The 11934-nt window shown below is 30.6% G+C and carries 11 protein-coding genes and 1 rRNA gene; 9 read left to right on the plus strand and 3 right to left on the minus strand.

What is annotated here, in order from left to right:
* The 5 genes from WC356_06310 to WC356_06330 all read left to right on the plus strand — a co-directional run.
* On the plus strand, positions 1-215 hold a 215-nt coding region (locus WC356_06310; protein ID MFA5382757.1), incomplete at its 5' end, for a hypothetical protein.
* A 13-nt stretch (positions 216-228) separates the two neighbouring features.
* Positions 229-1446 carry a tRNA guanosine(34) transglycosylase Tgt gene (gene tgt / locus WC356_06315; GenBank protein ID MFA5382758.1) on the plus strand — a complete coding sequence of 406 codons (1218 nt, stop codon included), beginning with the start codon at positions 229-231 and terminating at the stop codon, positions 1444-1446.
* A 36-nt stretch (positions 1447-1482) separates the two neighbouring features.
* The gene (locus WC356_06320; GenBank protein ID MFA5382759.1) at positions 1483-1710 is read left to right on the plus strand and encodes a type II toxin-antitoxin system CcdA family antitoxin; all 228 of its coding nucleotides are present in this window, start codon (positions 1483-1485) and stop codon (positions 1708-1710) included.
* 4 nt (positions 1711-1714) lie between these two features.
* Complete coding sequence (locus WC356_06325) at positions 1715-2107, plus strand: type II toxin-antitoxin system VapC family toxin (protein MFA5382760.1); 393 nt, start codon at positions 1715-1717, stop codon at positions 2105-2107.
* Positions 2108-2118: 11 nt separating this feature from the next.
* Positions 2119-2358, plus strand: a complete 240-nt coding sequence (locus WC356_06330; protein ID MFA5382761.1) for a glutaredoxin family protein — start codon at positions 2119-2121, stop codon at positions 2356-2358.
* A 39-nt stretch (positions 2359-2397) separates the two neighbouring features.
* Here the strand turns inward: WC356_06330 and WC356_06335 are convergent, their stop codons facing one another.
* Positions 2398-2781: a hypothetical protein gene (locus WC356_06335; protein ID MFA5382762.1), complete on the minus strand. Its 384-nt coding sequence runs from the start codon at positions 2779-2781 to the stop codon at positions 2398-2400.
* Between the two features lie 73 nt (positions 2782-2854).
* Entirely contained in the window at positions 2855-3250 is a 396-nt protein-coding gene (locus tag WC356_06340) for a toprim domain-containing protein (GenBank protein MFA5382763.1), read from the minus strand.
* 89 nt (positions 3251-3339) lie between these two features.
* Here WC356_06340 and WC356_06345 point away from each other — a divergent pair, with 89 nt between their 5' ends.
* From WC356_06345 to WC356_06360, 4 genes are all read left to right on the plus strand, one after another.
* The gene (locus tag WC356_06345; protein ID MFA5382764.1) at positions 3340-3618 is read left to right on the plus strand and encodes an AbrB/MazE/SpoVT family DNA-binding domain-containing protein; all 279 of its coding nucleotides are present in this window, start codon (positions 3340-3342) and stop codon (positions 3616-3618) included.
* 1 nt (position 3619) lies between these two features.
* Positions 3620-4021, plus strand: a complete 402-nt coding sequence (locus tag WC356_06350) for a type II toxin-antitoxin system VapC family toxin (GenBank protein MFA5382765.1) — start codon at positions 3620-3622, stop codon at positions 4019-4021.
* 273 nt (positions 4022-4294) lie between these two features.
* A 23S ribosomal RNA gene (locus WC356_06355) occupies positions 4295-9272 on the plus strand.
* 17 nt (positions 9273-9289) lie between these two features.
* Positions 9290-10147 carry an LAGLIDADG family homing endonuclease gene (locus WC356_06360; GenBank protein MFA5382766.1) on the plus strand — a complete coding sequence of 286 codons (858 nt, stop codon included), beginning with the start codon at positions 9290-9292 and terminating at the stop codon, positions 10145-10147.
* A gap of 394 nt (positions 10148-10541) precedes the next feature.
* Here the strand turns inward: WC356_06360 and gltX are convergent.
* A partial coding sequence (gene gltX / locus WC356_06365; protein MFA5382767.1) for a glutamate--tRNA ligase occupies positions 10542-11934 on the minus strand: 1393 nt, incomplete at its 5' end.

The following is an 11934-nucleotide window of genomic DNA, read 5'->3' on the forward strand; positions in this document are numbered from 1 at the left end:
TATCAGAAAGAAGTCATTATGCAGTTTGTGAATATTTAAAATACAAACATAAGGAAATAGGAGAAGATATTTTACAAACTTTTGAAGTTTATAGAAAACTAAGGCATGCAATATCTTATGGTTTAGATACTGAAATAACAGAAAAAGATTCTTTTCCAGCAATTCAATTTGCAGAAGAAATATTAAGAAAAGTTAAAAAAATTCTTAAGAAATAATTAGGTTTTATTTATGGATGAATTTGAAATTTTAAATAAACAAGAAAAAGCTAGAACAGGCATACTTAGTTTAAAACACGAAAAAATAGAGACCCCTGCTTTTGCGCCAGTAGCAACAAGAGCAACTGTAAAAACAATGACTAACGAAGATTTATTAGAAATGGGTTCTCAAATCTTAATGTGTAATACGTATCATTTATATCTAAAACCAGGATCAAAATTAATAAGTGAGTTTAATGGTTTACATGGTTTTATGAATTGGAAAAAACCAATAATGACAGATTCTGGAGGATTTCAAGCCTTCTCATTAGGTTTAGGCGCTGAATTAGGTGCTTCAAAATTTGAATATACAACTAAAGAAAAAGAAGATTCAAAACAAATAAGAAATGTTATGGCAAAAGTAAATGAAGAAGGAGTTGAATTTCAATCTATTTATAATGGAGATAAACATTTTTTTACTCCTGAAAAATCTATTCAAATACAAAAAGATTTAGGTGCAGATATGATTTTTGCTTTTGATGAATGTTCTCCTCCATCAGCAGATTATGAATATACAAAAAAAAGTATGGAAAGAACACATAGATGGTTAATAAAATGCTTACAAGAACATAAAAAATTAGAAAGTGATCAATTATTATTTGGGATTATACAAGGAGGAAAATATAAAGATTTAAGAGAAGAAAGCGCTAAATTTGTAAATGAGAATTGTGATGCAATAGGAATTGGAGGTTCATTTGGAAGACAGCAAATGAATGAAGTTTTAGAATGGATTTATCCTTTTTTAGATGAAAATAAACCAAGACATTTATTAGGTATAGGAACTATTGAAGATATTTTTGAAGGCGTTAAAAGAGGAATAGATTTATTTGATTGTGTTGGACCTCAAATGATTGCAAGAACGGGTTATATTTATATTTCACCAGATAGTGGAAAAACAAATAAAAATAAAGAAGAGGGGGAGAAAGGAAGTAGAGAAAATAAATTTAGATATAGAGTAACAAATGCAAAGTATGAAGATGATAATATACCTTTAGACCCTAATTGCGATTGTAAAATGTGTAAAATGTATTCGCGCGCTTATTTACATCATTTATTTGATGTAGATGAATACTCAGCAAAGCGCATTGCAACTTATCACAATTTATATTTTATTTTAAATTTAATGAAACAAATCCGCGCGTCAATTAATGAAAATGCTTTTGATGTTCTTTATAATAAATGGATGAAATAGTTAAATTTATAAATATGTATATACAAAATATGTAATATGAAAGATGTAATACTAACTGCAAGAGTTAATAGCGCAATTTTAGAAGAATGCAAAGAATTAGATATAAATATTTCTGAAACAGTAAGAGCAGCTTTAATTGAAAAACTTGAAAAAGAAAAACAAGAAAGATTTAAACAAATGTTGGAAAAGGCTTCACCTTCTGCTAAAAAATTGTCCACAAAAGAGATAATTAAAGAAATTAGAAAAACAAGAGAGCAGAGGTAAGAGTATGTATATATATGATTCAAGTGCATTTTATGAACTAATAAAAACAAAAGATTTAAATACTGAGAATTTCATATTAGACTTAACATTTTATGAAGTAGGTAATATATTATGGAAATATTGCACTTTATTAAAAAAGAAAACGGAGTTTTGTAAAAAAGATCTTGAAAATATTTGTAATATTCTTGAAAATTGGGAAAGAGTTATAAGGATTTATCCATTAGATACCCAATATATTTTAGAAATTGCAATAAAAAATAAATTAACATTTTATGATGCAGCATATATATATCTAGCAAAAAAATATTCCACAGGATTATTAACTTGCGATAAAAAATTATATGTTGCAAGTAAAAAAGAAAAAATAAAATCGGTTTTAATAGAACCAAAAAATTAGAGGTGAGTTAAATGGCAGAAAAAAATATAATTGTATATTCAACAAATGCATGTCCTTATTGTGTAATGTTAAAAAGTTATTTAAAACAAAAAGGCATTAAGTTTAAAGAGATAAATGTTGGTGAAGATGAAAAAGCAGCAATGGAAATGATCCGCGCAACTGGACAGCAAGGAGTTCCACAAATAAAAATTGATGGAAAATGGATTGTTGGATTTAATAAGCCAAAAATAGATGAGGCTTTAAAAGATTAAATTAATCTTAAATTTAATTTTCTTTTTTAATTATATTTTTTATTGTGAATTTTCAAAAAATTCATTTCTTTCTTCAAGTATTTCTTTTATTTCCTCTGCGCTATAACCTATTTCAAAATCATCTATTGGTTTTATTAAATAAAAGCCAATAGGTAAAGTAGTCTGTGAAAATTCATTTCCAAAATTTATATAAATCCTGCAATTTTCTTTTTTTGCTTTTTTTAGAAGTTCTTCTAATTCTTCAATTGAATACATTTTTTCATCAATTAATACTGCAATTTTAAGCTTTTCAAATTTAGATGCTATCCCAAAAAGATTTGCATTTTCAATAACAGTTGAATCTACGATTCTATTTGGAAAATTATGTTTTTCATCTTGTTTTCTAATAAAAGTTTTCCAATTTTCAAATTTATAATTAATCATTTATTCACCTTATGTTATTATTAGTGTTTTTTAGTTTATAATACTTTTGTTTGAATCTCAAGTATTTTTAAATTTATATTGCATCAATTTTTTCTAAAAATTGTTCTAATTTTGTATCTGCTTCTTCCCAGAATTTAATATTTAAAATAGCGCCTAAGCGCTTTCTTTTTTCTAAATCAAAATCAATTGCCTGCGCTGTTAATTCACCTTTTAATTTTTCAGCCAATTCATCACCGCGCCTGTCAAAATCAGTTAAAATAAAAACTTTTTGAACATTTTTTTCTTTTAATTTTTCAACTATACGCTTATAATCACCTTGTAGTGTATTAACTTTTATTAATCCTATTTTATTAAGTGCAATTTTATCTTTTTTACCTTCAACAATTATTTCTCCGTCCTGCAATTCTAAAAAGATATTATCCAATTCTTTTTTAAGGCGCTTTTTTGTTTCAAAAGATAAATGTGACATGAAGAAATTTAGTATGAAATATTTATAAATATTTTCATATTAAAATATGAATATAATAATATTAGAATCTGATTAAAAAGGTGAAGTAAATGAGTATGGTCCATGAAATTTATGATAGAGGACAAATAGTTATCCCAAAATATATTAGAGAGTTATTAGGTTGGAAAAAAGGAACAAAATTAAATTTTAAAATTGAAGATGAAAAAGTTATTTTGGAAAATACAGAAAATAAAACAGATCAATTTATGGAAGAATGGGATGAATTAAAAATCGAATTAAATATAGGTGCAAGTAAATTAGATGATTATTTTAAAAACGAAAAAAAATATAGAAAAAAGTATTTACAAAAAGATATTAGAGGTAAGTAAAATGTTTATAGATTCAAATGTATTTATTTATTCTTTAATTGATTCAAGGAAACAAGGTCAGGATTCAAGAAAATTTATAAAAAGAATAGTTTCTGGTGAACAAAAAGCAGTAACTTCAATTGCAGTTATAGATGAAACAGTTTTTGCTATTTATTCAATGAAAAATTATGATTTAAAATTAGCTGAAAAAACATGGAAAAAATTAAATGAAATTCCAAATTTAGAAATATTAAATTTAACAAAAGAGGTATCTTCAATAGTTCCAATTTTTATAAAACAAGGGTTAGATCCAACTGATGCAGTTCATGCAGCAACGATGAAAATTAATAATATTAAAATCATTTGTTCATATGATAAACATTTTGATGAGATAAAAGAAATTAAAAGACAAGAACCAAGATAATTTTAAATTGTTTTTCAGAGGTTTGAACGAAACCTTTAAAAAGAGATACACTCAATAAATAGTTACTTATTTTTCCCGAAAGGGACATCAGCGCGCTCAAAAGAAGCGTTGCGATGCATAAATTTCTAAAATTGAGCGTCAGCATTGGTTGGCGTGATGACTTTTGGTATCCAAACGATTGTATGGAGCCTTATATTCGCGCTTCCGGATTTATTCGGAAGTTTACTGCGATCATGCGTATGAAGAGGTAGTTTTTTAGTGAGTATACCAACTTGGGTATGTTATTATATACCTTACAGTGGATGGCTTGGCTCAAGTAGAGGGAGCGTGGCAAGCTGCGAAAAGCTCAGGGTAGAAGCAGGCATTCTTTGATCCTGAGATTCTCCTTATACTCGGCGAATTGAAACATCTTAGTAGCCGAAGGAAGAGAAAGCAATAGCGATCTGGTTAGTAAAGGCGATTGAAAGCCAGTTAGAGCGTCCTGAATCTATTGCAGTAATGTAATAGAGATGTGGGAATCCAACTATCCTTTTGTGGAGCTGAATGTGTTGGAAAAGCACAGCCAAAGAGGGTGATAGCCCCGTAAATTAAAGCAAAAGGAAGGGAAGTGAAGAGTAGCGTCTGCAGAAACGTAGGTGTGAATATGGGAGGATCAACTCCTAACTCTAAACATAACTTGAGACCGATAGCGAAGTAGTAGCGTGAGCAAAAGCTGAAAAGGACCCTGAAAAGGGAGTTAAAAGAACCTGAAACTGTAAGGTTACATTTTGGTGCAGCATGAAAGGAATGATCTTTCCTGAAGCAATTGTCAGTAATGTCAAAAGCGAAGGAAAAGCTACCAGTGTTGCATCGTCCTTCTCGAAGCAAGGGCCAAGGAGTTTATGGTAGTGGCAAGACGAGAGTCGAAGGGAAACCAATAATCTGTAGCTGCCTTGTGCAGTGAGAGATATCCTGTGAAAGTGGGATCAGTCACTATTATAAGACCCGAAGCGAGTGCGATCTATGCGTGGGCAAGGTGAAGTCGTCTTGACGGACGGTGGAGGCCTTCAACCGGTGATAGTCTATCCTTCTCGGGTGATCCATGTATAGGGGTGAAAGTCCAGTCGAGCCTCGCGATAGCGGGTTCCTTCCGAAGTGTGTCTTAGCACAGCCCTGTCTGAGGTTGATGCCGGGGTAGAGCACTGATTAAGAGTCATGGGGGAGAAATCCTTCACCTTTTTGTCAAACTCCGAATCCGGTTTCACTGTAGAAGACAGGAGTGGGGTTCAGTCGGGTAAGCCGATTGGCCATTATGGGAATGACCAGGACTAGGGTTAAGGTCCTTAAATTCTGGCTAAGTGTTAATCTAAAGAAAGTTCCTCTCAAAAACAGTCGGAACGTAGGCTTAGAAGCAGCCATCGTTTAACCAACGCGTAATAGCGGACCGACCGAGAGGGCAGCTTTTTAAAATGTCCGGGGCTATAGCCAGGTACCGATACCTTAGGGTACATAGTAATCCTATGTAATCCGGTAGGAAGGCGAACTGATTAGGTAGAAACAAGGCTGAGAAGTCTTGCGGACTGATTAGTTATGAATATCTTGGTGTTAGTAACAGCATACCCAGGTAAGAATCCTGGGCGCCGAATAGCACTCGGGTTCCTTGTCAACGATTGTCAGACAAGGGTAAGCCGATCCTAAATTTGAGGCTAATCACCTTCAAATGAAAGGGAAACAGGTTAATATTCCTGTGCCATGTGGATAGATGCGGTAACGCTAGTTATATTCTTGACGCTTTGGGGTAGGCCACACTGGAGAGATCCAGACTAAGAAATGTAAGGCTATCGAGACTTGTTATGAGGAGAAGTAGCCTAAAATTTCGAATGGAGAAATCGTGGTTAAGCCCTGGGGTCCATGAAAAGAGAATATATCCAATTCCATGTGATCGTACCTAGAACCAGTACAGGCACTTTCTTTACTCGCAGGCTCGCAAGAACCTGCACTAAGAAATGCTGCTGATAGGTGCTGCTGGCGGAAAAAGCCAAGGCGTGTCAGGGTAACCGAAGCAAGGGAAGTCGGCAAGTTAGTGTCGTACCTTTGGTATAAGGCATGCCTGCTGTTTTTAACGGAACGGCAGGTCTCAGTAACAAGGGGGGAGCGACTGTTTATCAAAAACACAGGTCACTGCAAATCCGTAAGGACTAGTATAGTGGCTGACGTCTGCTCACTGCTGGTAAGTTAAACTCGGGTTCAACTGAGCAAAGCTCCAGTAAAGAGCGGGCCTAACTCTGAGGCTCTTAAGGTAGCGTAAACAGAATTATATCTATAACAATCCGGAATTCTACTCTTTAAATATCTTTTTAAATTAAAAAGTATAAAAGATATTTATGAAAAGTATTATTCCTTTTGAACCAGTCATTGGATATTTCAAAGATATTCCTATAAATCCACAAACAATGTATTTTGCAGGTGCTATGAGAGATGGCAGTTTACCAAAACCATATATGGGACATTATGAAATAACCATAAGTCAAAAGTATATCAATTGGTTAAACAAAATAATTATTCCAATATTTATTGAATCCTTTAAGATCCGTAAACAAAAAATACGGATCAAGCAGGACAACAATACTCCAAGAATTGTGATTTATTCAAAGGAATTTTATTTTAAATTAAAGAACTTTTTAGACCATAATCTTGAAGATTGGAAAACACCTGGATTTGTTTTAAATACCACAAAGTTGAAAAAATGGTATGTTTGTGGATTCTTTGATGCAGAAGGAGAAGTTCCACATGTAGAAGAATATCTTTCTGGAAAATATTCAACCAAACCACGGTTAAGAATTAGATTTCATCAATGTAATCATAAAAATCAAATTCCTAATTCTTTATTGGATCTTATATCTTTTTTAAAAATATTAGATATAAATTGTGGCAATATAACAGGTCCTAAAAGAAACAAAAATACGTTTGATTTTGATCTGCCAATAACTGGTACAGAAACAAAAAAATTTTATGAAAAAATTGGAACTTTTCATCCAATGAAAGATAAAAGATTTAAACTTCTTTTTAAGTTATATAATTTATAATTTTTATGATATAATTCTGACGTAATACCTCGCCGCTTAATTGGTGGCTTAAGAGAGAGTTCCTTATTTTTAATTTAAACAGGCGGAAATGTACTCTTTCCCTAGTTTTATAAATGTTATAATGGAAAAACTAAATATGAGTGCAGAATTGTTTTATCTTTTGGGTGCTTTACGAGATGGTTCTTTACCAAAATGTAAAGTTAAAAAAGAGATTACCTTTGCATCAGATATAAATAGAGAATGGCTTGAAATAGTTTCAAATATTGTTTCAAATACTTTCAATATATCTAAATCCAAATGTAAAATCTATAAATTCAAAAGTAATAAAAGTAAACAATTTTGTTATAGATTAAAAGTTTATTCTTCTGACATATATAAAGAACTTTCAAAATATTATGTTCCAGGTAAACAAGTTTTTTGGAAAACTCCAAAAATTGTTAAAGATAGTTCATTAGAACTACAGAAACATTATATTGCAGGTTTTTATGATGCAGAAGGAGGTTGTAGAGATGTTGAAAAATTTAAATTAGGAATTACAAAATCAATGCATTGTTATTGTTCTATAACATGTAAACATTTTGATAAATATAATGAACCATTACAATTTATACAAAAAGTTCTTTTTAAATTTTCAATAAATTTTAAAATGTATAATTCTACAGAACTTGTATTTACTCATAGAAGAAATATTAAAAAGTTTTTTGATATATTACCATTTAAACATCCATATAAAACAGGGAAATTAGAGGAATTATTATTGTTTTATGGAACTCTTTCTGCCAAAGCATGAATGGCGTAACGACTCTCCCACTGTCCCTGCTTTGGGCCTGGTGAACTCACTACGCGGTGAATATGCCGGGGACTCCTAGTGGGAAAAGAAGACCCCGTGGAGCTTTACTACAGTTTGTTGTTGGTATATGTGGATTGTTGCAGAGTGTAAGTGGGAGCCGTTATGTTGCTGGTTTCGGCTAGTAAATAGGCAATAATGTAACACCACTCAATAGTCTGCGTATGTCTAATCTTAATAAGAGACAGCAGCAGATGGGTAGTTCGGCTGGGAGTTTAATGGGCTAGACTAATATAGAAATTAAGCAAGGATTTTTTTTGCATTCCGAAATATTTAGAATTAGAATGACAAACTAAACTTTGAGGTAGAAAATTAATAAGAGAAGCAAATTTAATTATTTCAGATTTTTTTGAAATAATTATACCTTTCTTTGTTTTTCTACAGATAATATCTAATTTATTGAAGCAATTAACTAATTGATTTTTTAAAGAATCATTTAAACAAGCAATTTCAATGACACAAAAATGCGATTTTGTTGAATAAACACAACCATCACAAGAGCAAAATGCACTTAAAAAAGAGCATAAACAATTTTTATTTTCAATTATTTCTTTTGGAATAATTGGAGTAATTGAATTATTTTTTGTTGTAAAACTTTTACAATATTCAAATAAATTTAATGCAACTTTTTTTGAAAAATATCTTATTGATATTGCATTTGAACATTTATTTAATTTTGAATTTTCTAATAGATATATCTTTTTCATAAGTTTAGAAAATAAAATTAACATTCCTGAAATTTTATTTGTAAATTGAATACAATAAGTTTTTTTACTTTTGTCAAAGTAAATTGAACCATCTGAAAGAAGCATTCCAATTAAAAGTGCTTTATTTTTGTTCATAATAAAATTATTTATTTTTTGTTTTTAAATGTATGCAAAGAGTATATTTCCGGCTTAATTTTTATACTAACCCCTTAGACCAGCAAGCGGTACACCCTCGAAAATGTAACAAGGGTGCCCAATGTTCAACTTAGAAGGGTCAGAAATCCTTCGTAAAGGGACAAAGACAAATGTTGGACTGACTGCGTTCCTAACAAAATCGAACGCAGAGACGAAAGTCGGGCTTAACGAACCTTGGAATCCTATTGATGAGGGCCCAAGCTGTCAGACAAGCTACCCCGGGGGTAACCGACTTGTCGCGGGCGAGAGTACCCATCGACCTCGCGGTTTGGTATTTAAGTGAGTCATAGCAATATGTCACTTAACTAAAACATCGCTGTCGGCTTAGGCTATCCTGGAGGTGCATTCGCTTCCAAGGGTTGGGTTGTTCATCCATCAAAAGCCTACATGAGCTGGGTTCACGTAGTCTACGCGAGTCGGGTAAATTTATATATTTTCCTTATAAAAAATAAATATGGAAGAAATAGGAGAAGAACCAAAAATAAAAATAAACTTTAATGAATTTGAATTTCCTAATGATATGAGGGTTATTCTTTCTAAAAGTGAAATTATTACAAAAGGCATAAAAAAAATACAAGGGGTTAGTAGTTATCATTATTTAACTGGAAAAAGAAGTCCACCAATTTCTTTTATTAAAGAGATTGTTGATTCTAATGTATTAAATAATTTATTAATTACTAATAAAGTTAAATTTGGACATGGAGGGAATGCAGCAAATGCTTTATTACCTTCACATTTAAATCCAAAATTAGCATATCTTGTAGGTGCGCTTAGAGATGGGAACATTAATTCTTGTGGTAAATATGAATTAAGTTATATACAAAAAAATATTAAATGGCTTAATTTTATTTCTGAATTAATTGTTCAAGTTTTTAATCCTAGTAATAAACCTAAAATTATTATTAGAGATAAAAACACACCAAAAGTAATAATTAGCAATAAACCAATTTGTGAATTTTTTAAAATTGTTTTTGAAGTTCCAATTGGTAAAAAAGAAGAATGGTCAACACCAAACATTATATTGAAAAGTTCTAAAGAAATTCAAAAGTATTATATTAAAGGTTATTTTGATGCAGATGGCATTTGCGGTAAACATCTTGGATTTTGTCAATTAAATTTTCAATCTTTAAAAGATTTAAAGACAATGTTAAAGAAATTTAATATTAATTGTACAAATACAATATCAGTTCGCAAATTAAAATCTGGAAAAAAGTTTTATTCATTATATATTAAAAAAGAACATTGGAATGATTTTTTTATGAAAATAGGTTCATCTAATTCTTCTAAATTTACTCGATTCGTACAGAATTAATTTCTGTGGCTACGGCCTAAAGTACGTCGCGAGACAGTACGGTAGTATCTACTGGGAGCGTTTCCACTTGAGAGGAAGGTCCAAAAAGTACGAAAGGAACCTTGGGTCGATGCCTCTGGTGTACCAGTTGTGCCAAAGCATTGCTGGGTAGCTACGCATTATAGGATAAGAGCTGAAAGCATCTAAGCTCGAAGTCTATCTCAAGACTAGGTGGAGTAGGCGGTTATAATAGATAACTTTGATAGGATAGGGATGTAAGCACTGAGTTCACACGAGGTGTTCAGTCCACTATTACTAAAGCCGTTTCATATCCAAGTAGGTGTCTCAAAAAAACTACCTCTTTCATTCTTACGCATTTTTTCTTTTTAAAAAAAGATTAGTGGAAACTAGGTTTTTAATAACTTAAAATAAATTCCATTTTTTCTTTATTATCTAATTTTGCAAAACCTAATTTATCAAAATAAACTATCTCTTCTGACTTTAATTCAGTTGCGCTTTTTTCTATTTTTCCTTCAAATTTTTTTCCTTCTGAAGTTAATAAAGCTGCATTAATGGAGTTATTTTTATATATCCAAATAATAGTTGGAATATCAATTGATTTTTTATCTTCTAATTTATTCACTTTTTTATCTAATCTTATATTCATTAAATTTTTCATTCTAATTTCTTTTTCTTTATATTTATCAAAATCTTCTTTTTCAATAAAATATTTTTCCTCTTCAATTTCAAGTTCTTGTGGATTTTTTATAAAATTTAAATGAGTTGCATTGTCTTTTATGTATTTTGTATTTATTTTATATAGGATATTCCAATCTAGATTTGAATCTGTTGGTTTTAATCCTATTTGTATCATATATTCTCTAATTGCTTCTGGTTGGATTCCTCTTCTTTTTAGAGCACCTAATGTAGGTAATTGAATATCGTCCCATCCAGAGATTTCTCCTTTTATTATTGCATTTCTAATATCAGATTTATGTGCAAATTTATCAGATAATTTTAAAATTCCAGATTCTTTAAAATGTGGTTCTTTCCAATTGAAGTATTGATAAATATATTTTTGTTTTATCCCATTTAATTCATGTTCTTTACCTCGTATTACTAAAGTAATACCCATTAAATGATCATCAATTGCGCAAGAAAAATTATATAACGGCCATACTCTGTATTTATTTTTAGTTAATGGGTGTTCTTCATCTATTATTCTAAATGCAGGCCAATCTCTTATTGAAGAATTAGGGTGTTTTATATCAGTTTTTATTCTTAAAACTGCTTCTCCCTCTTTATAGCTTGTTTTCATTTTTTCCCATTCTTTTAAATTGTCTTCAATTGTTCTTTTTCTACATGTACAAGCAATTCCTTTTTCTCTATTTTTTTTCATTTCTTCATGTGGACATATGCAAACATAAGCTTTATCCATTTTAATTAATTGTTCTGCATAATCATAATAAATTTCTAGTCTTTCACTTTGTTTTATAGTCTGTTCTATTTTACATCCCAACCATTTGATGTCTTGAGGGATCTTTTCATATGCTTCTAGAAGTGGTTTTTTTGTTTTTGGGTCTGTATCTTCTAATCTAATATAAAATTTTCCATTGTATGTTTTAGCATATTCATCACATAAAATAATTTGTTTTGCATGACCTAAATGTAAAATTCCTCCAGGATTTGGTGCAATTCTTGTATTTACTTTTTCTCCTTTTTCACCAAAATCTAATTTTGGTAATCCTTCTCTTTCTTTTTTCTCTGTTATATATTCATACTTTTTCATTTCCTTTTCAATTTCTTCT

This window comes from Candidatus Micrarchaeia archaeon (assembly GCA_041653315.1).
Taxonomy (GTDB): Archaea; Micrarchaeota; Micrarchaeia; order Anstonellales; family JAHKLY01; genus JAHKLY01.